This window comes from Shewanella sp. 4_MG-2023 (assembly GCF_030548015.1).
GTDB lineage: Bacteria > Pseudomonadota > Gammaproteobacteria > Enterobacterales > Shewanellaceae > Shewanella.
Genome location: NZ_JAUORL010000009.1, coordinates 1 through 24,897, shown reverse-complemented (window position 1 = coordinate 24,897; position 24,897 = coordinate 1). Strand labels below are relative to the sequence as shown.

At 40.3% G+C, this 24,897-nt stretch carries 15 protein-coding genes; 1 reads left to right on the top strand and 14 read right to left on the bottom strand.

Translation table 11 applies throughout. The features are described from left to right. Window positions 1-86: 86 nt before the first annotated feature. The 7 genes from Q4546_RS06780 to Q4546_RS06750 form a co-directional block, all read right to left on the bottom strand. Window positions 87-968, bottom strand: coding sequence for a pirin family protein (locus tag Q4546_RS06780; protein WP_303445954.1), 882 nt, complete (start codon window positions 966-968; stop codon window positions 87-89). Between the two features lie 185 nt (window positions 969-1,153). Beyond that, window positions 1,154-1,549, bottom strand: a complete 396-nt coding sequence (locus Q4546_RS06775; RefSeq protein WP_303445953.1) for a DUF2391 family protein — start codon at window positions 1,547-1,549, stop codon at window positions 1,154-1,156. Between the two features lie 52 nt (window positions 1,550-1,601). After that, complete coding sequence (fumC, locus tag Q4546_RS06770; protein WP_303445952.1) at window positions 1,602-3,014, bottom strand: class II fumarate hydratase; 1,413 nt, start codon at window positions 3,012-3,014, stop codon at window positions 1,602-1,604. 173 nt (window positions 3,015-3,187) lie between these two features. Beyond that, on the bottom strand, window positions 3,188-3,547 hold the full coding sequence (locus tag Q4546_RS06765; protein ID WP_102438364.1) for a group 1 truncated hemoglobin: 360 nt from the start codon (window positions 3,545-3,547) through the stop codon (window positions 3,188-3,190). A gap of 423 nt (window positions 3,548-3,970) precedes the next feature. Beyond that, entirely contained in the window at window positions 3,971-4,627 is a 657-nt protein-coding gene (locus Q4546_RS06760) for a hypothetical protein (RefSeq protein ID WP_102438362.1), read from the bottom strand. A 222-nt stretch (window positions 4,628-4,849) separates the two neighbouring features. Then, the gene (locus Q4546_RS06755) at window positions 4,850-5,572 is read right to left on the bottom strand and encodes a hypothetical protein (protein ID WP_303445951.1); all 723 of its coding nucleotides are present in this window, start codon (window positions 5,570-5,572) and stop codon (window positions 4,850-4,852) included. Between the two features lie 642 nt (window positions 5,573-6,214). Further along, window positions 6,215-6,664, bottom strand: a complete 450-nt coding sequence (locus Q4546_RS06750) for an SMI1/KNR4 family protein (RefSeq protein ID WP_102476887.1) — start codon at window positions 6,662-6,664, stop codon at window positions 6,215-6,217. A gap of 413 nt (window positions 6,665-7,077) precedes the next feature. Between Q4546_RS06750 and Q4546_RS06745 the strand changes: the two genes are divergently transcribed. Continuing rightward, a complete protein-coding gene (locus Q4546_RS06745) occupies window positions 7,078-9,492 on the top strand; it encodes an ATP-binding protein (RefSeq protein ID WP_303445950.1) in 2,415 nt (804 codons plus the stop codon). Window positions 9,493-9,659: 167 nt separating this feature from the next. Here the strand turns inward: Q4546_RS06745 and Q4546_RS06740 are convergent, their stop codons facing one another. The 7 genes from Q4546_RS06740 to Q4546_RS06710 all read right to left on the bottom strand — a co-directional run. Further along, the gene (locus Q4546_RS06740) at window positions 9,660-11,819 is read right to left on the bottom strand and encodes an ATP-binding cassette domain-containing protein (RefSeq protein ID WP_303445949.1); all 2,160 of its coding nucleotides are present in this window, start codon (window positions 11,817-11,819) and stop codon (window positions 9,660-9,662) included. Between the two features lie 3 nt (window positions 11,820-11,822). Next, on the bottom strand, window positions 11,823-13,433 hold the full coding sequence (locus Q4546_RS06735; protein WP_198589346.1) for an ABC transporter transmembrane domain-containing protein: 1,611 nt from the start codon (window positions 13,431-13,433) through the stop codon (window positions 11,823-11,825). Then, window positions 13,426-14,802 (bottom strand): TolC family protein, encoded by a 1,377-nt coding sequence (locus tag Q4546_RS06730; RefSeq protein WP_102438349.1) that lies wholly within the window; start codon window positions 14,800-14,802, stop codon window positions 13,426-13,428. The genes Q4546_RS06735 and Q4546_RS06730 overlap by 8 nt, the downstream gene beginning before the upstream one ends. Continuing rightward, the gene (locus Q4546_RS06725) at window positions 14,799-17,030 is read right to left on the bottom strand and encodes a response regulator (protein ID WP_303445948.1); all 2,232 of its coding nucleotides are present in this window, start codon (window positions 17,028-17,030) and stop codon (window positions 14,799-14,801) included. Before Q4546_RS06725 ends, Q4546_RS06730 begins: the two co-directional genes overlap by 4 nt. 2 nt (window positions 17,031-17,032) lie before the next feature. After that, window positions 17,033-18,382 (bottom strand): HlyD family type I secretion periplasmic adaptor subunit, encoded by a 1,350-nt coding sequence (locus Q4546_RS06720; RefSeq protein WP_102438345.1) that lies wholly within the window; start codon window positions 18,380-18,382, stop codon window positions 17,033-17,035. A gap of 43 nt (window positions 18,383-18,425) precedes the next feature. Further along, on the bottom strand, window positions 18,426-18,749 hold the full coding sequence (locus tag Q4546_RS06715) for an Hpt domain-containing protein (RefSeq protein WP_102438343.1): 324 nt from the start codon (window positions 18,747-18,749) through the stop codon (window positions 18,426-18,428). 184 nt (window positions 18,750-18,933) lie between these two features. After that, the coding region (locus tag Q4546_RS06710; protein WP_303445947.1) for a tandem-95 repeat protein at window positions 18,934-24,897 on the bottom strand (5,964 nt) is incomplete at its 5' end.

The following is a 24,897-nucleotide window of genomic DNA, read 5'->3' as shown; positions in this document are numbered from 1 at the left end:
GTACAAACAAAACAGCCAAGATATTTATACCTTGGCCTAATTGCATATTGTAGCAATTTTATCCGCACATGGCAGATATATCTTTGCTAAATGATCTTACCAAAGCGCCCTTGTTGGTAATCATCTACTGCTTGATCTATTTCAGCTTGGCTATTCATTACAAATGGGCCCATATGGACTATTTTTTCATTAATGGGTGAACCTGCCAGTAACAATAACCCTGTCTCGGCAGAGATAGCATTGTTAAAATGACTTAGCTCAGCTGACAATAACAATAACTGTCCGGCGCTGGCCGTCATCAAGTCTCCATTGGCGGCGATATATTCAAGCTCACCTTGATAGATATAGGCATGAACCACCTCATGGCTGGATAAATCAATACTGGCGTGGCCATTAGCTGCGAGCGTTAAATCCGCAATGGCACCATTGCCCGCCAAGCCTTGAATACTCGAGACTAATACCTCAACGTCATTGTCCCTATCATTGCCAGCAAATTGCCAATGGCCAGCAAGCGCCTTTAACTGCGCACCGTCTTGGTTAGTACCCGTTGGATTAGCCTTTTCTGAGGTATCTTGATAGATCGCCGGACGCATTTTGTCTTTAGCGGGCATATTGAGCCAAATTTGAAAGCCATGTAGGCCATCTTCAGCATCGGCTAATGGCATTTCAGAATGAATCACCCCACTGCCAGTACTCATCCACTGCACATCGCCAGCGCGTATGGCTTTAACATTACCTAATTGATCGCGGTGTTCAAAGCCACCCTTACGAATATAGGTAAAGGTTTCAATACCGCGATGAGGATGCGGTGGAAAACCACCAATGAAATCTTGCTGATCATCTGATTTGATCTCATCAATCATTAAATACGGATCAAAGCGGGTATTCATAAAGTCGGCAACCCGCTTAATGTTAACCCCGTCGCCATCCATTGCGGGGCGAGCGTTAAAACGACTTATTACTTTCATGATGTTCTACTCTATCAGTGATGAATGATCCTAGTTTAACAAGCAACTAATCGAATAATAATTGCAATAAAACGCTACTTTTAGTCGATTTAATAGAACAATCATTATCAGCAATATTGAACGGTCATAGCTGAATACTTATAGCTAAAGAGGCAAGGTTATTTTACAGGTTACTCTTTTAAGGCTTACTCTTTATCAAAGCTATCCACCACTATTGCGCCCATAGAGGCTGGCATAGTAATGATAATAATTCGCCGTAATGAGGTTATGGGATCGTCTAATAAGGGTAATTTATTAAGGCATAATAACACCAAGCTCACTACCAAGGCCGCCATCAAATAAGCGATCACAATCCGAAATATAAACACAACAACCCTTGATTTAACATCATGTTGAAACACGCTGTGATAGGTAAATAACCCCAAAAACACCACCGACAACACAAACAGCATCATGACGTTGATTAAGGGTAAAGTCTCACCCAGTTTCCACGCTTCTTCTGAAAAAGAAATTGGTACAGCTAAAGCAAAAGCGCCGACAAATATTTGGCTGGCATCTTCCATATTAAAATTAAGTTTCATAAGCAGCTCTTTACTTAGACGGTGTTTTAAGCGAGATCATTCGATCGTTTATTTAAGGTTTGCCTTTAGGTACATCATGGGGCGCTAGCATCTTCTCTACCACGACCCACTGATTAAATTCCGCTTCGGTGAGTAATCCAAGGGCAAGGGCTGCCACTAGCAGGGTTGAACCATCTTGATGGGCTTTTTTAGCGATGCTGGCGGCCTTATCATAGCCAAGGTGATCATTTAGCGCGGTAACCAACATTAATGACTCATCACAAAACTTAGCGATATGCGCTTCATTAGCGCTAATACCACTAACACATTTGTCAGTAAAGCTGACACAACCCTCTGCTAGTAAAGCAATTGATTGCAGCAGGTTATAAATCATCACTGGCTTAAAGGCATTGAGCTCAAAATGGCCATTGCTGCCTGCCACAGAAATGGTCGTATGATTTCCCATAACTTGCGCCGCGATCATAGTTAACGCTTCACATTGGCTCGGATTAACTTTGCCCGGCATTATCGATGAGCCGGGCTCATTTTCGGGCAGATTAATTTCCCCTAATCCACAGCGCGGCCCAGAGGCCAAAAAACGAATATCATTGGCAATTTTCATCACACTGACGGCCACGGTATTTAATGCGCCACTGGCTTCTACAATGGCATCATGACTTGCTATGGCCTCAAATTTATTGCTGGCGGTGATAAAAGGTAAGCTCGTCAACTTGGCAACTTGCTGGGCAAAACTGATATCGAAGCCGTTAATTGAGTTCATGCCTGTCCCCACAGCAGTGCCGCCCTGAGCCAACTGCAATAGCGCCGGCATAACCGCTTCAACTCGACGAATGGCATTATTCATTTGGGCACTGTAACCTGAAAACTCCTGACCTAAGGTCAGCGGAATCGCATCTTGAATATGGGTTCTACCGATTTTTATAATATGATTAAATGCTACCGATTTTATCGCTAGCTGCTGCTGTAAATGCCTTAATGCGGGCAACAATTGCTGGTGTAACTCCAGTACTGCTGCGATGTGCATTGCAGTGGGAAAGCAGTCGTTTGATGACTGGCCTAAATTACAATGATCATTTGGGTGCACGGGGGTTTTACTGCCAAGCACGCCGCCAAGCAATTCAATGGCGCGATTAGCAATCACCTCATTGATATTCATATTGGTGTGAGTGCCCGAGCCAGTTTGCCATACCGACAACGGAAAGTGTTCATCCAGTTTGCCTTGCATCACCTCGCCAGCGGCCTGTTCAATCGCTTGACCAATATCAGTATCGAGAATGCCAAACTCCATATTCACCTTGGCCGCACATTGCTTCACCATTCCCAAAGCATGAATTAATGGCTTGGGCATGGTCTCGACCCCAATAGCGAAATTGATTAAGCTGCGCGCCGACTGAGCGCCATAGTATTTATCCGCAGGCACCTTTAATGGCCCAAATGAATCCGTTTCTGTGCGAAATGTGCCCATAAGGTTATCCTTTGCAGCCGAGCTATTGATGACACAAGCTATAGAGCTGGTTTGAAGTCTGCGTTAACAGATTAGTGATAAGAGACTAGTGATAAGAGACTAAGTCGATCCTGAATAACTGGTTAACTTAGCCTACTCTCGGGGTTAAGTGAGCCTTTTAGGGCAGTAACAAGCTAAACCAACACGATATCAGATCGCATGCTGTACAAAATATACAGCGCTTGTTCTTGATCCCGCTGGCTAATATTATTCATTTCAAATGCCTGCAATGCATCATCCAGTACCGCCATAAATTCAGCCGCCGATATGTTCATGCCTTTATGTACCGAGAGCATATCTTGGCCTTTATACACACTTGGGCCGCCAGTTCCTGCAATGAAAAATGTCGCCGCGGCATTTTTTAGCGCTACGGGATCTGATTTGGCAAATCTTGGGGAGATTGTCGGGTTGGCCATATGCAAATCGACCAAGTCATTTGCAATACTCTCAATGCCAGCACTGCCGCCAAGTCGTTCATACAGTGAATTACTCATAAACTATATCCTTGCTTTGATTCAGGTGAATCACATTGGCGTTTAATATTTAACAGCGAGTTTATTACGAAGAAATATCACGCCACTCGCCCTAAAGGGCACTGATAAATTGTAGGCTAAAATGGCGAAATGAGAGGGCTGCGACTCAATAAATAGGACTATTGATTGAGCAAGGTTATAGGTTGGCAAAACTCAATTAGGTTTACTTCTGCTTTTAGGTGAGCTTTGAGAGAGCGTTGAGACTTTATATTAACACTAAGATTTAGCACTAAGATTTAGCACTAAGATTTAGTGCTAGTTTTCAGCCTAGGTTTTGGTGCTAGTTTTAGCCTAAAGCGCCAACGTTAGCTGCTGATAAAAATTGCATCTTGCATAATACCTTAAGAGATCAATCCAATCTGCCAAAGAAATTAATTAACCCCCTTACTCGAGTATATTTTCGTTTATTTTCAATAAACAGCATTTAAAAAAATAGCCAAGCCAACTAACAATACCAATCAGCTTAAAGCCATCCTCAAACAAAATACGTGAGTCGCCAATAAAGGCCTCGATTGGAGTTTGAAACTGATCAACCAACACTGACAAAGCAAAAAAAACAAAGGCGAGCAGCAGAATTAGATACTGCGTTTTTAGGATGCACTTTCTGAAAACCACCATCCAGCAAAACATTAAACTGAAGTAAGCCAATAGAAAAAACTTCTCTTTGATAGCTAAATAACGCGGAAAAATATAATCGTGCAGCATAAAAAAGTCGTCACATAATAGCAGCGTGGTTAATAGGCCTGAACACAACATAAATACAGCGAACCACTTTTCTTTAGGCTGATGACGAAAAACCTCCCAAGTTAAAAAGCATATGGTCGCAGCAGCTGCCCACAATAAAGCGCCAACATTTGATGTCACCCCAGTTAAAGGATTCACTTCTGCCGTCGCAGCGAGATCACGGGTAAAAATGCCAAAAGGTAAATCCATTGTGGTACTGGCGAGGATAACAAATAGCAATAAGGCAAGGGGTAAAAAATAGAGAAGAAAGAAGAAACCGGTGAGATTTTTAGCCTGAGAAACTATCTGCATGTTCATGTTTAAACTTTTCCTAAACGTTTTGGCAGGCTCACCCATTAGAGTCGACTATTTAAGTTATAGTCGTAACTTGGGTGATAGTAAACTTTAGCGCTTGGGGTTTTAGCTGTGTGTTCTTGTGACTTGAATGAATGGAAAAACCCTATAGCGATCAATCTGCTTTCACAGTTTTCTTACTATAATCCGGTAAAGTCTGTGCAACTCTACGGCGAAGATCATAGCTTATGATTCTGAGCGATGAATAGCCAAACAAAGCTTTCTATTAAGCATCTCTCGATATAACGCACAGTTTAATATTGCGATGCCATACATTTCAAACGCCTCTTCAAATACTCGGCGCAGTTTGTACAATAAGTCAGCCTTGGAATCGACTAATCCGTGCTCTAACATCACAGCACCTAGATATTCAAAACCAATAGCCCCGGTAAGAAAAATCCCCCCTGAAAGTACAAAATAAAAAGCGCTTTGTTTTGATAATGATCTTAAAAATGGCACTAGCGAGACGCCTACAACAAACACAAACAACACCCCAAAAGGTAACCATGTGTGTGAGCTAATTAAGGCCGGTATGATGTCTTTCGCAGCAAGGTAATCATGAATATTTGAAAAATTTTCGTGTACCCCTACGCTCTCATCACAGGATAATAATAAAAATAGCACTGCTAAATATAACCAATAATTAAAGCCTTTATGATGATTGGTTTTTTCAAATAGATATAAAACAAAAAACAATATTGACGCTAATAGTAAATTTAATACCGAGAAATAAGTCGGAAAGCTTTGCTCATTACCTACGTCAAATAACGGCAAGAAACCCAATACATATTCATGTCCAGTGATATGAGCATAAATATAGGCAGCGAGCCCAGCAAGAACCAACAGGGTGACTATTGAGAACTGAGTAATACAGAATGTAGATAATTTGATATTCAATTTTATGTCCACAACCACTCCTTGCATCGCGTCATCTGAATTAAACTCAAGGCCTGTGCAGTTTAAATTTCAAGCAAACAATAGCTTAAACATAGCTTTGCGATACCGCTTATGTAAAGTAATATTCTGACTAAAAACCAACAAAAAAGGACTCGATATCGAGTCCTTGGATGAATTAGCCTGAATTAACACAGTGGCCAAAAAATGCCCCCAAATTAAACTTCGAGTCTTATACTTCGAGCCTTACATTAACCATATTAGCGGCTGTTATTGGCATCGTACTTGATAAAACAGTGCTGTTTTAATCGTGGAATAAATATCTAGTTAACCTCTGTTTTTCGGCAACCATACTATTTCATTTGATCCCTACTGCCACCGAGATTATGACCCGTTTCCCTATGGATGACCCCATAGTGACATCATTAGAAGACCCTTTATTGCAAAAAACATTCTTAATCATTTTTATGGTATTTATCAGTTTTGTTATTTACCAAATGAACTGGTTACGCAAACAAAAATAATCCATAAAAAACCGGCTTAATTACTTAAGCCGGTTTTTTCACTAACAGAAACTTACACTTAAAATCAATATACTTAGACAGTTAACCTACTGGAAGCTATACAATAAGTAACTTAGCTAGTGATAAATCCGCTTTAAAGATCATTGAACTGCTGTAGCCATTCACTGAACGAATTAGACACCTTTTCAACCGTGCCCCAACCTTGATTATAAAACCACACAGCCACATCTTGCTGCTGAGTTTGACACTCGGTTTGCTTAAAGCAAAACATGTTGCCTTTACAATCAGAGGCAAACAAAATATGCCCTTTTGGCATGCCGCTCATCTCATATAAGTTGGACAGTAACGCCACATCTTCAAGGCTTAAAAAGTCCTGCACTTCAGAAATATCGACACCTAAATCGCAAATTTTTGTCAATACATTAGGGGTGTGCACCAAGCCATAGGTTGAGATTAAATACTTATATGAGTCTGGCAGCACTGCCGTCAGTTTTGCTTCAAGTTCAGCGATAAACTGACTCTTTATTGGCACCATGGCATTTTTACTGCCCCAGTTTTTTACAAATAGATCGATGCTATTCATGCCTACATATTCCCAAAACAACTAAAGCCAGAATACTGGCCAAAAAATTGTGACTAAAATACCAGAGAAGCCCAAAAAGTCCGCGGTTTAACTGTAATTAATATTAGTTGACCACTTGTATCTTGAAGCTTTGGATGATTAGCAATCTGTATCACGCTATGTGCTTACCCAAAAACGGCAAGGTTTTTCATTATATTCAAGCCTTACCCATGTCAGCCTGAAACAATGCAGGTATGAGTAAGCTAAACCTGCTGCATTTTGTTTGTACTGTGACTGATAAACTTAACCTATGGCTTGATTTTATCAGTGTTTTATCAATCTTTTTCTGTTTGTTTTCTGATATTAATATGATTTACAACTATAGTTATTAGATAGGATTGGCAATGATAATGGATTACTAAAGGTTTATGGATATGAAAACTTTTGCACGACTTAATCTTAAGCAGTTAATGGCTGTTGGTGCGGTTTCAATATTTATTATTTTGATACTTTTTTTAATCGCCAATCAAAAAACTATTCAACAGCGACACGAGCTCGGAGTGTTTCAAAATAAGATATCGCTTGCCTCCAATACCCTTTTACAACTTCGCCGATTGGAAAAGGATTTTATCCTAAGACGTGAAGAGCAATACATCACCCAGCTTAATTACAGCGAAAGATTATTAGAGCAACAACTGCTGGATATCAATAGCATATTGATATCCCATGACTTACAAATAGACTTTAACGGCCTTGACAGTATCAAGAGTGTCGCCCGCTATACCAACACCTTTAACGAACTTAGCAAGCAAACCTTTTTGATTGACGGAGATGACCTTGAACCTGGTTATCAAAGCAGATTTAAGCTTGCGGAGCTGGCATTTGAGCAAGATGCTTTGCAACTTCATGATGCTGAATTAAACCAGATACTGCTTGATATTCAGCAGCAGACTTTGGAGTTTTTCTCCAGCTTTGACCCAAAGCAGCTTGAACAAATTACGCTGCAATTTGACACGCTTGGCTCACTTCTGGGCCGAAATAATATCGATAAATCCATTACTCGCCATTTAGAAGCCTATAAAAACGCATTTTTCACGCTACAAACTGCACATCAAAAGCTTGGCTACGACTATAAATCAGGGCTACAAGGTGAGCTTCGCGCCTCGATTCAACAGGTTGAAGAGGAGCTTGATGGGTTATTTAATCAACTTCCAAGCATGATAGATGAGAAAATTAAAAATTACTTATTGTATGACTATCTGCTTGCCTTATTATTATGCTTACTTATCTTTATAACCTTATATACGGTCAACATTGCCAGCCATCAACTTGAAGAAGAACTGATTGACGCTAAGCAAGATGAAATAAAGGCCAATCGGGCTAAAAGCTCGTTTCTCGCGAATATGTCCCACGAAATACGTACTCCGTTAAATGGCATTATTGGCATGACCGAGATCCTCACAGACTCTAATTTAAACGCCATGCAAAAAGACTATTTAGCGACGATAAATGCATCCTCTCAAACACTATTAATGCTTATCAATGATATTTTAGACCTCTCCAAAATTGAATCGGGCAAGTTTGATATTAATGTTCACACTTGCGCCATAAAAGAAGTTATCTACGATACAGCAGCCCTTATCGCCCCCAAGGCACAGCAAAAAGATATCGAATTGCGTATCGATATGGATGCACAAATACCGACGTTAATCCGTGCCGATGAGCAAAAGCTAAGACAAATTTTGATGAATCTCGCATCAAATGCGATTAAGTTTACTAGCTCAGGTTCAGTGCAATTTACCTTGCGACAACAGCCATTAAAAAGCGCCCAAGACCATAAGGTTAATTTATATTTCTCAGTAAGAGATACTGGTATTGGAATAGATGAGGACAAACAAAGTCAGGTATTTGAAGAATTTAAACAAGAAAGCAATAGCACCTCTACTGAATTTGGTGGCACAGGTTTAGGGCTGGCTATTTCAGCAAAAATGGTTCAAATGATGGGCAGTAAAATTGAAATCAACTCAACCAAAGGAGTCGGCTCAGAGTTTTATTTCAATTTGATTTTAGACAAGCAGGCCCATACAGCCCCTGCTAAGCCAGCTCAAACCATTTATTACTGTGCTAACGAGCATGAAACCCTGTTACTGCAAAATTTGGATGAATTTAACTACCCTGTCATCTTACTTAAGGCCTTTGATGAGCTGCCTGAATCAATATCAGACAGTGCAGTATTACTGCTCAAGCAAACTCCCACGACTAAAGCCTCTGACATCATTAACATAACTAAAGCTTACCCAAACTTGCCTGTGGTGCTATCTCGTCATAACAATGATAGCAAGGATGACTTTGGCGAATCCATTTCTGGCTACGTCACAATCCCATTGTTAGGGCTTAGATTAGATACCTTACTGAAAACCGTCACAAGATCAGTTACTGCTGACATTGAAAGCACTCAAGCGACGATGAAAAGTGACAAACTTATTTTGCTGGTGGAAGATAATAAAATTAATCAGAAAGTGGTTGTAATTAACTTAAAAAAATTAGGAATAAATTACAAAATTGCCAACCATGGTGGCGAAGCGCTAGAAATATATAAACGTCACCATAAAAACATCGAATTGATACTGATGGATTGTATGATGCCAGTTATGACAGGCTTTGAAGCCACTGAGGCCATACGCGCTTTTGAAAAGGTAGAAGGCTCAGAGCCTGTGGTTATCATAGCCTTAACCGCTTCAATTTTAGATGATGATATTCAAAAGTGTTACGATGTGGGCATGAACGATTATTTACCTAAACCCTTTAGACGCGAAATTCTGGTAGAAAAGCTCACTAAATTTATTTGATGTCTTTTATCTGTGCTTTATTTATAGCGAAACTCAATTCACAGCTAAGCTCAATTAAAAGCCCACTACAAGAATACACTACCAAATTTGACTGATGAAAAAGGGGGATTAAAAGTAGCCTCCTTAGACCCTGTTGAAGCGAATACCATCTGCAAAGGCTACGGCCTTTAATACAATATTTTAGACGCCGCTGATAAGACCTTATCAGGCGTACCAAAAAACTTCTGCGCCCCCTCTTCATCCAGCAGTAAACACAGATCTGATGTTGCCACCATGGCCTTCTCATTGCTGGTATAGATCACTGTGCATTTCTTTAAATAGCTAGAAAAAAGCGAAGTTAAATAATGGCTATTTTCTTTTTCTGAGCCGACAAATGGCTCATCAATAATAAGAAATTTTTGCTGACAACTACCAATACCAATCATCAGCTTTATTTTTCTTAAAATACCATCTGGTAAGCTTTTGATTAATCCGCTGGTGATCAGTGTTGACTTACCTTCTGGCAAGTATTTTTCTAAATGAAAAAAGCTGATCATTTTATCGATATGGTCTTCATCAACATAGCCATTATAAAGCCGATAATTAGCCAGAATTGACCCTTGGTATAAATGAAAGTCAAAGGGGATATAGCAGATGCTATTTCTATATTTGAAGCTATTAAACTGGGTAATATTATAATTATCTAGCGTGATTTGACCTTGAAAACGGGTTTCAATCCCCCCTAAAAGGTTCATTAACGTGGTTTTACCTACCCCAGAAGGCGCACAAACTGACACTTTCTGGCCTTTGTCAACACGAAAAGATAAGTTAGTTAACCCTTTTGAAAGCCCCGTATAACGATGGGTTAGCCCGGTGACTTCTAACTGTCCCTGAAATTGATTTAATGGCGAGCTTTTCTCCATTTTATTGCGGTCATCATCTAGTGACATTAGCGCATTAATTTGCCCCGTTGAAGCTTTAATAGTATCTATTTTGGCTAAGGAATTATAAATCCCCATAATTGGCGTTAGTGCCTTCCACACTAAAATGATAATCGCCAACATAGCACCTGCATCTGTCGTGCCTTCCATCACGCCTGACACCGCGGTGACAATACTGGTGATGCCGATAATTTGAATCAAACTACCACCCATACTCTGCACTTTGCTGTTAGTGGTACTAACTTGGTGTGAATCGCTTAATCGTTGTATTAACGCTGAATTAAAACGTGATTTTAATACCGAAATTAATGGTAACCCTTGAATTGAGGAGGTATTGGATAATATTTCATTCCACTGATAAGAAACCATCGCATTGGCTCTAGAACTTTGAGAAGCCGATTTTGAATAGATGTAGCGGCCATACACACAAAAGCCCACCATGACTAAAATACCAGATATTACGGTTATCGCCGCGGTGCCAGACATGATGACTATGGCAATGATAAAAATAAAGATAAAAGGTAAATCAAAGTAGCTTAAGCTTGATTCAGCTGTCACTAACTGCCTAAATTGGTCAATATCTTTGAGTCTGGCTAACTGTGAAGATGTACCAGCACTTGATGTCATCGCATAGGGCAGCCACAGCAGTTTAGACAAAACACTGTAAGAAATATAACAAGAGAGCTCTTTGCCTGAGGTTGCTAGAATTTCCATACGCTGCTTTTTCAAAATATATTCGAAACAAGCGACCATCACAGCCCCTGCTGAAAGCCACAATAAGGTAGAAATCGAGCCTGCACTTAAGGCAAAATTATATACACTCATAATAAAAAAAGGCTGCAGGGCGCCCAACAAGTTGATCCCTAAACTCAGTTTAATGAGATCTTTAAATTCTGCGTTATATCGATAAAACGAATATTTAATCCAATTCTTTTTATCTTGAGACTCTGGCGGCGGCTCTCGAAATAACCGAGAGTAACTTGATATGTAACAGATCGATGCGACAAACTCGCCGCTGGGATCAAACACATATTCGAAAATATTGTCATTTTCATAATCATATAAGAAGCAGGTTTTATCGTTATAACTGAGTAAAATATAATTTTGATGTTTTAGCGAAATAAAGGCCGGACATGTGACCTCGTGTAATTGATCTTTTGTTTTTATATCAATGCTTAGACACTCATAGCCAACTCTGGTTAATGTGGCTTTAAATGCGCTAAGGTGGTTGTCATGATGAATAAAGACATCGGATAAAATACTGGGGGTCCCTTCCCACTCTAATGCAATCAACGCATAGGCTATGCCATTTAATAATGGCGTTTGTTCAAAGCGCTGCTGATACTCACCATGCTTAAAGTGCTCTAGTCTTTCGTTAAGCTCATCAAATGCTATTAAAGTATCCATTTTTTAACCCAATGTAATCGTTTCAACCAGGGTGTCAGTATTGGTGATTTTATTACTCACTATGACAAAGGAGTATTTTCCGGTGCGGGGCCTCAAACAAGAGAGCAAATTAATGGCCACTTCTTTATCGTAAACAAGATCAAAATCATCAATAATAATAACCAACTTGTTATTTAATAGTGCTCTTACAATAAGTAATAAAAAAGAAACCTGACGAGAAAATACTTTACTATTACCGCTACTGAGCTCAGTAAAAAAACCGAGTTTGAGTTGGTCGATATCTTCTTTTATTGATAAAGCTTCACAAAGAGAATATGCCGCCTTATGTAATTGCGGCCTAAAACAAGTGATATTATCTATGATAGTCCCTTCAATAAAACTGCTGTTTTTATCTATAGTTACAACAAGGTTAGCATCGATATTCTCTTCTTGAGATTTTTGTACAATGCGCTCAATTAACCGGGTTTTACCACTACCCGACTTGCCTTTTAGTAGGGTTATTTTTCCCTTAGTAAAAGAGATTTCTCGATTATTAAAAATTATCTTGGGGATCCTACTGTTGTAGGCTAATAACGCTTCGTTAGCTTTATCACTGGCCAACACACTTGAACCAGAGCTAGTGTTAGGCTCTTGCCCGGCAGCAGACTCAGGCGAGGTGCAAGCCGCTTTATTGGTATTTTCCATCAGCAACATTTCATTCAAGCGATCAATATAAATTTTATTGATTTTCCATTGTCCCATAGTTCTCATCGCTTGCTGATACGGGCCAAAATAGCGGTTAGTTAATAAAATAATAGCCGCCATCACCCCTTGGCTCATTTCTGTTGCGATCACGCTAAGGGCACCATTAATTACCACTACCGCCACTGAAAGCTGCTGCACCAAAGAAAGAATTAAGGCAAAATTTGATTCCTGTCTTTCAAATTTAGTACTGAAATGCTCTCGTTGTTCGATCATGTTATTCATCAAGTTTTCAACTCGGTATTCCATGGTGCGACTTTTAATATCCAGTGGATATGACACAATCTCGATTATTTTAGAGTTTGTAATCCCCTCAATAGTCGACTTGGTTTCTAATAACTGCACTTTTTTACTTGTTGAAAAATAGGCAATAATAAATAGAAATAATGACGCTACACTGATGATAATACCGGTATTCAGATTAATGACCGCCAGTACGACTATGGTCACAATACAAGTAAATATATTGATAAAAGATGACACTAAGTCGCCACTAAAATAGGATTTTAAGCTGGGGATCGTATTGAGTCGTTCTAAGTATTCACCGACTTCAAGCTTTTTAAAACGGGTGATATTGGCATGACATACCGCCTGAAACAGTTGATTGGTGATTTTTCTTTCAAACTTATTACCAATATCAGCAATAAGGGTTTCTTCTAATGCTTTCACTTTGTAATCTAAAATTATCGCTATTAAAATAATTGAATAGATAAAATACAAAGTGGAAGTTGCTTGATTTGGCAGTACCCGGTCAAAGATAATCAAAATTGCAAATGGTAGCACCAACCCAAGTAAGGTCGTCAGAATACTTGAAGTGAATAGAAAAACTAAGTCGATTATCGACAGTTTAGGAATATAGGATAATTTATTCATCAGCTTCCTTTTTCAACTTTTCAAGCACTTCCAAATCAAAATTATTCTGTATCGGCACCATACTATTTGATAATGCACTAAGAATATTAAGGTCAACTGGGCCGAGTAAGGCGTCAAACTTAGTCATATTGATGATGTAATCATATTGATTAGAATAAAAATCACGAATACTGTTGTATAAATTTGACTCTGAAGAAAGTAAATCCGTTAATGTTTTAGTTCCGATTTTATAAGCTTTTTGCGTTCCTTTATAAACTGAGTAGTTCGATATAATAATTTTCCGCAACAAATTAATTGATGTGACATTGTCATTAATTTGATAAATCAACTCATCAAATTCAACTCCTGCGTCATCAATTGATTGCCTATGGTTAGCGATACTCTGGAATATTTTATTCTTATTTTTTTGATATTCATAATAAGTGGAGCCACCACTCATTATGGGAACATTTATATTTAAAGAGTAGCTGATATCATCGTTATAGGTTTCAACATTATTATTGCTATCATTGACACTATAATTTGCCGACGCTGAAATGGTGGGGTAAAAGCCTGATTTGGTTTTATCCAATGTGGTTTCTGATTTTTTGATATTGTATTGTGAAATAATAATGTCGTAGTTTTTATGGGCTAAGTTTTTTTTAAGCTTACTTTTGCTTCTTGATGGGATCTGTTGATAGTGCTGATTTAATTGGATATCAAACTTAGGTTCGAGCTTTGTTTGGGTTGTAGAATTGAGCTTGATTAGAGAAATCCTGATGTCTTTTTCAATGCTTGCCAAGCTTTTTGCATTTTGCTCCTTCTTAGCATAGGCCTCATAAACATCTGTTTTGGCCACATTACCCAGCTCATTGTTTCTACTAATTTGCTCTAGGCGTGCTTGAGATGACTTTAGCTCCGCTTTGGTGGCTTTATGCTGCGCTTTGAATTTTAAATAAGAGAAATAATTTTCAACCACCTTGATGATAATATCATTGAGAATTTTATTATGTTTTATTTCATTTATTTGTAACTCTAACTTGCTCAAGTCGTAGTCATATACGATAGAGTAATCCAGTAATACCTGTGACAAGGATAAACTGTAACCATTACTGTTATAGTCATTATCGGTACGACTACCGTCATCAGGGTTAGGATAGGTGGTTTTAGATTCATTCCAAGTGGAATTTGCCTGAATATTCACGGTTGGTAAGAAAGGCGAAGTCCCTTTTTGTAGATCATATTCTGAAGACACTAATTCAAACTCAGAACTGATAATCTGATAATTATTCCTCAATGCCTGATCAATTAACAAAGATAGCTCTGATGCCCTTGTAGAAGCAGCATTAACAACACACAACAGTATTAAAGCGAATTTAATAATCTTCATTTATTCGCCTTATTAATTGCTAGATACTTTCTTAATACATTAAAAATCTCATCTTTTTTATAGGGCTTATGGATGACATAATCCATGCCCGCACTGATACATTTTTGATGTTCATCGTTACTGGTTAAAGCGGTCGCACCGATGATGACCCTGTCAGGCAGATTATTTTCATTGTCACTCTGTCTGATCCTTGATGTCGCCTCTAAACCATCAAGATTAGGCATAATACAATCCATAAACACCGTTTTATAATCGCCCACTTTGACTGACTCAATGGCTTCTTTACCATCATTAGCCGTATCACAATCAAAACCTAAATCAGTGAGTATTTTCTTCAAGATAAATTGCTGCAACCTATCATCTTCAACGATTAATATTTTTTCTGATTTTTCATCTACCGCTGCGTCTTCGTCTTTATTTATATGCTCAACAATATGGGCGATAAAATCACTGGGTGGACAAGGGTGATAAAAGACATGATCAACATGTTCGTAGAGCTTCTCATCGATATTTGAGGATGATAACGACAAGAATATTTTGATCACTTTCTTATTCAGCCTCGCCTTTAATATTTTACAAAATGACTGTAAATTTACCCCCTGAATAGTATTGGTTAAGATGATGCCATCTTGGGGTGAAAGCTCCTTTATAGATTGAAATAATTCATTGCCGGTGCGGGCAATAATCACTTTAGCCCCTTGATCTGTTAGCATTTGTTCAATCACATCAACTTGCATATAAGATGCACCACAAATCAGCAGCGTTCTGCCGTAGAGCTGGTTATTTTCAGTCTGATAATCAACAGGGGTGACATCAAAAGAGATCCGCACTCTTGATATGTCATCAATATTTTTTTGAATGACATGATATTTTTTTATTTGATTGAGTAATGTTTTAACCAATGCCTTGTTGGTTATGTCTTTTTTAGGTACGACACCCCAAGCTAAATTTTCGATATGCTCCATGGAGGGTATATCTTGATCATAGAGGTATAGATCAATATTAATCTGTAACTTCTCAACCCTTGTTGCCGAGCTGCAACTTAAAGAAAACAGTACGTTACGACAGTTGGAACTGGAGATTGTTTCGGAAATTTGCATCAGCAAAAGCCAAAATAAACCAGTATGATGACCATAAAAGGATAAGGGAATAGTATTTGCGACGTAACATTCTATAAGTTTATTTTGTTGCTTAGATTTTGTTGATAGTAGTACTACTAATTCACTAATTAAATTGTAAAAATCGACCAACTTTGTGCTAGAAGATGACTCTACTGTTGAAAGTAAATTAAAATTTTCAGCAAGGTTTTCTAATGTTCTGGTCGCAGTGGTGATCTCTTTGGCCTGTAAAACCTCTTGAACATTCTCTTTATTGACCAGTAAATCAATGCCCCCGTGTATGGTGTTAGTTATGCCTCTAATTTCATAACCTAATAAGTTATACAGCCTTTGGTATAAGTCAGTTTTACTCATTTGCTGCTCTAACTTTTCAAAACTAAACAGCAGCATGGAGTAGATTTTTTTTTCATCTGAGCTTGAGTCAATATCTGATAAGCGATGCTTTAGAGAACTATGATTGAGGGTTTTAACGTCACCTAAAATATGATGAAACGACTGCGATAATCTGCTCTTTTCTTTTACTGTGTATCGAATTTGCTTCCTTATCAGGTACCAGCCAAACACAAAAAAACCAAATGTGGCGGTATTGATGGCAAAAAATATCGCCATTTGGGATTGTGAATTTTGCTTTATATCAGCTGCTAATTTTTGATTTAGGTTAGCTGAAATATCACTAACTTCTGCTAAACTTCCTTCGATATCAAGTTTTAATGTATTGATATCTTTATGATCATTATACTTTTTTACATATAAGTTAACGTAGTCAAACTTTAACAGACCAGCAAGGGATATAAGTTTTTTTTCAGTAGATGCGATAGAAATGAAAGACTGTACGTCTTTAGCAATTTGCTGCGTCAAAACAGAAATTTGAGCCTTATTACATAGTGAGCGCCCTACTTCGCATAAGGAGAGGGTGGCATTTAATATTTCAAGTTGATCGACGATATTGTTTGAGGTGTTAATGAGTGCATCTTGATTAGCCGTGACGGCAGGCTTCTGACCAGAAACGGTATTTTTTAGTGAATAAACCACCTGGCCGAGAGTTAATATCAGCACAATAGCAAAAGCAATTTTAATTTTTAGCGCATTATTATTATATTTTACATTCATGTTTAACGCTCATTAAACGACTCTTCTAACGCAGCCATTATAGGTTTAAGAGCATAATCAATAATTTTTCTACTGCCTGTTTTTACATCTGCAGTAAATTCCATATATGGTGCTAAGTGGTACTTAACCCCTTTATTTTCTAGATAATTTTTATTGATTGTGAGTTCGGCTAGAAAAAATTCTTCTTCTTTTTCTTCGTATGATCCTCTCGAGATAGATGAAATCACCGCATCGATAACACCGTATTTAGCAAAATTATAGGCATCAAGCTTTAGTTTTACTTTTTGGCCTTTAACGATAAAACCTATGTCTTTGCGGGCTATTTTTATCTCAGCTCGTAAAGCATTATTTAACGGCGTGATATCAGCAATGCTATCCCCTGGCGATATAATGGCAGAGATATAATTATAATTAAGCTTATCTACTGTACCGTCTACCGGTGAATAAACAAACAAGCGATCCACTTTATCTGAAATCGATGGCAGCATTTTTGACTTTATTGAAAGCTCTTTGTCTAGCGCAACAACCTTGGTTCGATATTCGCTATCCCTAATAAACTTGGTGTTTTCCAGTTGCTTGGTGAGACGAGTTAATAAAAAACCTTCATTAACTACTGACTCCTCTAAATTTTCAATTTCACGCAGCATATTCATTTCTTGCACTTGCATATTAAGCACGTCGGTATATGACGCCATTTCTTCTTTATACAATTGCTCTTTTATGGCGAGTTGCTTTTTAATTATGTTTAACTGGGCTGTAGAAGAAAGTATTCGCTGTTTCATAGAGTCGATGATCACCGTTTTATGGGCAATATCATGCTCCATTAAATCATCACTGGTTACATTTTTGCTATTCTCTTCTCGCCATTGCTCTTGCTGTATTTTGAGCGTTTGTGGATAGTCTTTAAAGGCTGAAAAGTCGGGTTCTTGTTGGGATATTAAAGATTCGTATTTTATTAGCTCTATCCTAAGCTGATTGATTTCAAAAAGATTAACAGCAAGATCACCAAGCTTATCTTTTGATCTTAATTGTGCAATTTTTTGGCCTTTGTAAACAATATCGCCAGGGGCGACATAGAGTTTTTCAAGTATCCCTCCTTCTAAGTGTTGCACTTTTTCGATATCTGAGTTTAGAAGAATTTCCCCTCTTGTGGCCACAGTAATTTCAAGCTCTGCTTGTGAGCCCCATATCAATAAAATAAAGAAAAAGACAAATGCAACCGAGGAAACTTTTTGTGAACTATTACTGCTGTTTTTAGCTATTAATACGCTAGAGCTATCAGAATGAACACTGTTAATAGACTCCTCGATGATGTCTTCAAAGTTTTGCTCAAGATTATCTTTACCTTTCATTTATCTCCATCACTACCTTGTTATGTCAATGAAATAAATTTTTTTAAACGGAAAGGCTAACCTGCTCAGCAATTTTTGATAGGTGTTGCTGTATTACATCTATTTGCTGCCTGCTTGGCATTTCGCCCTTTTTACTTATCCCCTCGGCCTCCCTAATCAATGGAACAGCATCTTCTTCGCACAAGTTAGACAAAGAACCTGATAAGGTATGAAAAACATGAAAAAGCGCCTCTGTATCCTGAGTACTATAATGCGCCTCAATGGTTGTTGCGGCATCAGCATTGCACTCTAAATACAAACCTAATAGCTCTTTTACGCACTCTGTATCACCATCAAACATGTCACTTAACGCTGTTATATTTATCATATTTAAAACTCATTTTGACTTGGTTAACACCACCTAAATTGACGACTTAGGTACTGTGTAATTACGATTTAATAATCCCTAATAGTAACTTTAGTTTAAAATCCAGATATCTCTATAAAAAACATATATTTTATAAAGATACCTGCACTTTAACGTCTTATCACTGTAAATATTTAATCGTGATTTATATTGAATCAGCCAATGTCGTTGAGTCATCCTCTGTTGTTGTATGAGCGCTATCATCAAAGCTGGCGCTGTCATCCATAACGTCAATACCGAGATCGGTGTTATCACCTGAAGTCCAATCACCTGCATTACTATCATCAGAGCCTGTGATTAATTGTTGCGTATCAGCACTTGAGCCATCCATTTCATAAGAGGAATTGACGTCAATGGTAATAGACGTTGCTGCTCCATCAATTGGTTGATCCATGCTATTAACACCACTCATGTCCATATTAATATCACCGCTAAAGTTTTCTGGTATTTCTAGCTTGACTGGTTGACATAAGTCCCCAGCAATTAAGTATTCACTGTCTCCTTGCTCTATACCTGACTGAGGCGAAACACCTTCTGGTAAACCAGAAATAATCACATGGTCGACTTCACTGTTTGAGCTGATATCTGTTGGTATGAATACATTTACACTGCCACCAGGTGCTGCTGTATAGTCATAATCTTCAGATTCATTCCCTACTGCAGAGCCAAGGGTTATTGAGCTATCGACTGTATCTGTGCCATTACTGACACTGTAAGTTAAGTCTAAAGAACCTTGTGAATCAGTATCTTGCTCAACACTATAGCTACCATCAAGTAAATCGATAACGACTGCATTTTCTGCCTGCACGTTTGAAACAGTTAAATTATCACCTTCTATACCTTCTACATTTTCAAGTAACTCATCAACAGTTACGATTGTTGCAGCTGGCGCTTCGATACTTGCCTCGGCAATATTATCTACTGCTGCCTCTGTGTTTATTGCCGATATTTCAAAATCAACCGAATGAGATGTGCCGTCATCTACGGTAAAATCGACAGTGACCGGTCCTTGATAATCAGGATCTGACCAGAATGTCCATGTCTCATTATCGTTGTCTATCAATACTCCTTCTTCACCTGAATAACTCACGCTTTCAACATTGACAGCCTCTGAATCTAAACCTTGAGATTCCAATAAATCGCTGGCCTCTAAAAGTACGTAACCATCATCATTCATGGCAAATGCTTCTTCATGTGGCACATCGTTCAATAATGGACTGTCATCCTCTACTGAACTTTCATCGCCAACATCTAAAGTAACTGAAGATACTGTGACAAAGAAATTACCGTTGTAGTCTTCTGGTGGCGTCATTGATAAGTCTTCAAGATTCCATTGGGTTATATCAACAACCTGCCCTTCTTCAGTGATAGTCATGGTATTGGTGCCATCACTCACTACGAAGCCTACTGGGTAGCCTGTCATCACAAGACTTTCCATTGTTTCTGATGCATCAAGCATTTCAACATTAAGTGAGAAATGACCCGTGCTATCTTCAGCAAAAACAAGTGGCCCTTCATGAGCTGTGGTAATAACAGTACCGTCAGCTACAGGTCGAATATAAATAGGTAAGTCGACCGTTGCTTCACTATTTCCATCTGTTGCGACGATCTGCAAACCTGCGGTACCAGCAAAATCACCTGTCGGGCTAAAGGTCCAGGTTCCATCACCATTGTCAGTAATACTGCCGTCAGCCTCCTCACCATCTGCGGTAACCACTTTCGAAATGGTTAGTGAGCTGTCAACATCACCGAATAAGGCTAATAAATCAGCTTCGCTAAAGGTTATGTCGCCATCTTCTTGAATAGTCAGATGCGCATTACCATTTTGGAATGGTGAATCATCCACTGGGATGATATCCATTGCCAATTCACCTTCAACTTCCTCTCCAGTTTCATCAGAAATGGTATAACTTAATTCTATTAAGCCATTGAAGTGCTCAGGAGTAATGAGGTTATAAGTACCATCCTGATTCTGTGTTAGTGATGAGTTGGCAGGTTGACGAACCGATAGATTATCTAACGTCAGATTATCACCATCGATATCACTTGCCTGTGAAAGGATATAGTTAGGGTCAATGGTTATGCTGACGTCTTCAGTACCCTCTAGATTGATAGTAGGTGCTGTCGGTAAATCATTAATTGGATTTACTGTTAAATCCATTGCGGCAGAAACAGTTGCTTCACCATCTGAAACATCAAATGTCAGCCCTAAATCGCCGTTGTAATCTGGATCTGGTGTAATGGAGAATGTGCCATTACCGTTATCAACCACACTGCCATTACCATTAACAGCTAAATTACTAGCAGTTAACTCATCACCATCGATGTCACTGGCATTAGCCAGTAACTGCTCTTGCGTGACCGTAATAACACCATCTTCATCCATAGTGTAAGCGACATTGCCATCAACTACAGGTGCGTCATTAACTGCCAGTGTAGTAATGCCTGCGGTGGTTTCAGCAGTGGCGCCGTCATCATCGATAACCACCACATCCAGGCTGATGTCACCGTTGAAGTTCTCATTTGGCGAGAAGGTCACTGAGCCATCTTGGTTTTGAACCAGGATACCGTCGGTACCAGAATATGACACTGAGTCTAGGCTGACGGTGCCATCCACATCACTTGAGTTCGCTAATAGCTGCTCAGCGCTAATGGTGATTTGGCCGTCTTCGTTGACTGTGTAACTTGTACTGCCTGCAACCGGTGCATCGTTGACATCCGTAACCGCAATGTCGATGTTAGCTGGTGTGGTTACCGTACCATCGCTGACGCCGAAATCGAGCTGTAAATCACCATTGAAGTTTTCATTTGGCGCAAAGCTATGGGTGCCATCACCGTTGTCGGTAAGCACACCGTCAGTGCCGCTGTACGTCACCGTATCAACAGATAGGTTATCACCATCGATGTCGCTCGCATTCGCCAGCAGCTGCTCATCTGTAATGATGATAACGCCGTCTTCATTCATGGTGAATTCAACGTCAGGGGCAACCGCGGCATCGTTAACGGGATTGACTGTGAGGTCAACACCTGCTGCCACTGTGGTGGTGCCATCTGAGACATCAAAGCTTAAGTCTAAGTCGCCATTAAAGTCCGCATCTGGGGTAATCGTAAAGCTGCCATCGTCATTCGCCACAACTGTTGCGTTACCAGCAACGCTAAGCCCTTCAGCGGTTAAATCATCACCGTCTACATCAGATGCATTGGCAAGTAATTGTTCTTGGCTGAGAGTAATGGTGCCATCTTCATCGACATTGTAAGCCAGGTTACCATCAACCAATGGCACATCATTGACCGCGAGTGTGGTAATGCCTGCGGTGGTTTCAGCAGTGGCGCCGTCGTCATCGATAACCACCACATCCAGGCTGATATCACCGTTGAAGTTCTCATTGGGCGAGAAGGTCACTGAGCCATCTTGGTTTTGAACTAGGATACCGTCGGTACCAGAATATGACACTGAGTCTAGGCTGACGGTGCCATCCACATCACTTGAGTTCGCTAATAGCTGCTCAGCGCTAATGGTGATTTGGCCGTCTTCGTTGACTGTGTATGAGGTTGAACCCGCAACCGGTGCATCGTTGACATCCGTAACCGCGATGTCGATGTTAGCTGGTGTGGTTACCGTACCATCGCTGACGCCGAAATCGAGCTGTAAATCACCATTGAAGTTTTCATTTGGCGCAAAGCTATGGGTGCCGTCACCGTTGTCGGTAAGCACACCGTCAGTGCCGCTGTACGTCACCGTATCAACAGATAGGTTATCACCATCAATATCACTCGCACCTGCAAGTAGCTGCTCATCGGTAATGATGATAATGCCGTCTTCATTCATGGTGAATTCAACGTCAGGTGCTACTGCAGCATCATTGACAGGATTGACTGTGAGGTCAACACCTGCTGCCACTGTAGTGGTGCCATCTGAGACATCAAAGCGTAAGTCTAAGTCGCCATTAAAGTCCGCATCTGGGGTAATCGTAAAGCTGCCATCGGGGTTAGCCACAACGGTGGCATTATCACCTACTGATAGGTTTTCAGCGCTTAGGCTGTCACCATCGATGTCAGTTGCATTAGCTAGTAATTGCTCCTGGCTGAGGGTAATTGAGCCATCTTCGTCAACTGAGTAAGCGATATTACCATCAACTACAGGTGCGTCATTAACCGCCAGTGTAGTAATGCCTGCGGTGGTTTCAGCAGTCGCGCCATCGTCATCGATAACCACCACATCCAGGCTGATATCACCGTTGAAGTTCTCATTGGGCGAGAAGGTCACTGAGCCATCTTGGTTTTGAACTAGGATACCGTCAGTACCAGAGTAAGACACTGAGTCTAGGCTGACGGTGCCATCCACATCACTTGAGTTCGCTAATAGCTGCTCAGCGCTAATGGTGATTTGGCCGTCTTCGTTGACTGTGTAACTTGTGCTGCCCGCAACCGGTGCATCGTTGACATCCGCAACCGCGATATCGATGTTAGCTGGGGTCACAACGGTGCCATCACTGACACCAAACTCTAATTGCACATCACCATTGAAGTTTTCATTTGGCGCAAAGCTATGGGTGCCATCACCGTTGTCGGTAAGGACACCGTCAGTGCCGGTGTAGGTCACCGTATCAACAGATAGGTTATCACCATCGATGTCGCTCGCATTCGCCAGCAGCTGCTCATCGGTAATGATGATAACGCCGTCTTCATTCATGGTGAATTCAACGTCAGGTGCTACTGCAGCATCATTGACTGGGTTAACGGTTAAATCAACGCCTGTCGCCACGGTAGTCGTGCCATCTGAGACATCAAAGCGTAAGTCTAAGTCGCCATTAAAGTCCGCATCTGGGGTAATGGTAAAGCTGCCATCGGGGTTAGCAACGACGGTGGCGTTATCCCCTACTGATAGGTTTTCAGCAGTTAATGTGTCGCCATCAACATCGGTTGCATTCGCCAGCAGTTGCTCCTGGCTGAGGGTAATTGAGCCATCTTCGTCAACTGAGTAAGCGATATTGCCATCAACTACAGGTGCGTCATTAATCGCCAGTGTAGTGATGCCTGCGGTGGTTTCAGCAGTGGCGCCGTCATCATCGATGATGGTGACATCCAGGCTTATTTCACCGTTGAAGTTTTCATTGGGCGAGAAGGTCACTGAGCCATCTTGGTTTTGAACCAGGATACCGTCGGTACCAGAATAAGACACTGAGTCTAGGCTGACGGTGCCATCCACATCACTTGAGTTCGCTAATAGCTGCTCAGCGCTAATGGTGATTTGGCCGTCTTCGTTGACTGTGTAACTTGTGCTGCCCGCAACCGGTGCATCGTTGACATCCGTAACCGCGATATCAATGTTAGCTGGGGTCACAACGGTGCCATCACTGACACCAAACTCTAATTGCACATCACCATTGAAGTTTTCATTTGGCGCAAAGCTATGGGTACCATCACCGTTGTCGGTAAGGACACCGTCAGTGCCGGTGTAGGTCACCGTATCAACAGATAGGTTATCACCATCAATATCACTCGCACCTGCAAGTAGCTGCTCATCGGTAATGATGATAACGCCGTCTTCATTCATGGTGAATTCGACATCTGGCGCTACTGCAGCATCATTGACTGGGTTAACGGTTAAATCAACGCCTGTCGCCACGGTAGTCGTGCCATCTGAGACATCAAAGCGTAAGTCTAAGTCGCCATTAAAGTCCGCATCTGGGGTAATGGTAAAGCTGCCATCGGGGTTAGCAACGACGGTGGCGTTATCCCCTACTGATAGGTTTTCAGCAGTTAATGTATCGCCATCAACATCGGTTGCATTCGCCAGCAGTTGCTCTTGGCTTAGGGTAATTGAGCCATCTTCGTCCACTGAGTAAGCGACATTGCCATCAACTACGGGTGCGTCATTAACCGCCAGTGTAGTAATGCCTGCGGTGGTTTCAGCAGTGGCGCCATCGTCATCGATAACCACCACATCAAGACTGATGTCACCGTTGAAGTTCTCATTTGGCGAGAAGGTCACTGAGCCATCTTGGTTTTGAACTAGGATACCGTCGGTGCCAGAATATGACACTGAGTCTAGGCTGACGGTGCCATCCACATCACTTGAGTTCGCTAATAACTGCTCAGCGCTAAT

What these genes read in the sequence shown, in the direction of transcription:
- Q4546_RS06780 (WP_303445954.1), bottom strand. Translation starts at nt 968, where the DNA reads ATGAAAGTAATAAGTCGTTTTAACGCTCGCCCCGCAATGGATGGCGAC.
- Q4546_RS06775 (WP_303445953.1), bottom strand. Translation starts at nt 1,549, where the DNA reads ATGAAACTTAATTTTAATATGGAAGATGCCAGCCAAATATTTGTCGGC.
- fumC (WP_303445952.1), bottom strand. Translation starts at nt 3,014, where the DNA reads ATGGGCACATTTCGCACAGAAACGGATTCATTTGGGCCATTAAAGGTG.
- Q4546_RS06765 (WP_102438364.1), bottom strand. Translation starts at nt 3,547, where the DNA reads ATGAGTAATTCACTGTATGAACGACTTGGCGGCAGTGCTGGCATTGAG.
- Q4546_RS06760 (WP_102438362.1), bottom strand. Translation starts at nt 4,627, where the DNA reads ATGAACATGCAGATAGTTTCTCAGGCTAAAAATCTCACCGGTTTCTTC.
- Q4546_RS06750 (WP_102476887.1), bottom strand. Translation starts at nt 6,664, where the DNA reads ATGAATAGCATCGATCTATTTGTAAAAAACTGGGGCAGTAAAAATGCC.
- Q4546_RS06745 (WP_303445950.1), top strand. Translation starts at nt 7,078, where the DNA reads ATGAAAACTTTTGCACGACTTAATCTTAAGCAGTTAATGGCTGTTGGT.
- Q4546_RS06740 (WP_303445949.1), bottom strand. Translation starts at nt 11,819, where the DNA reads ATGGATACTTTAATAGCATTTGATGAGCTTAACGAAAGACTAGAGCAC.
- Q4546_RS06735 (WP_198589346.1), bottom strand. Translation starts at nt 13,433, where the DNA reads ATGAATAAATTATCCTATATTCCTAAACTGTCGATAATCGACTTAGTT.
- Q4546_RS06730 (WP_102438349.1), bottom strand. Translation starts at nt 14,802, where the DNA reads ATGAAGATTATTAAATTCGCTTTAATACTGTTGTGTGTTGTTAATGCT.
- Q4546_RS06725 (WP_303445948.1), bottom strand. Translation starts at nt 17,030, where the DNA reads ATGAATGTAAAATATAATAATAATGCGCTAAAAATTAAAATTGCTTTT.
- Q4546_RS06720 (WP_102438345.1), bottom strand. Translation starts at nt 18,382, where the DNA reads ATGAAAGGTAAAGATAATCTTGAGCAAAACTTTGAAGACATCATCGAG.
- Q4546_RS06715 (WP_102438343.1), bottom strand. Translation starts at nt 18,749, where the DNA reads ATGATAAATATAACAGCGTTAAGTGACATGTTTGATGGTGATACAGAG.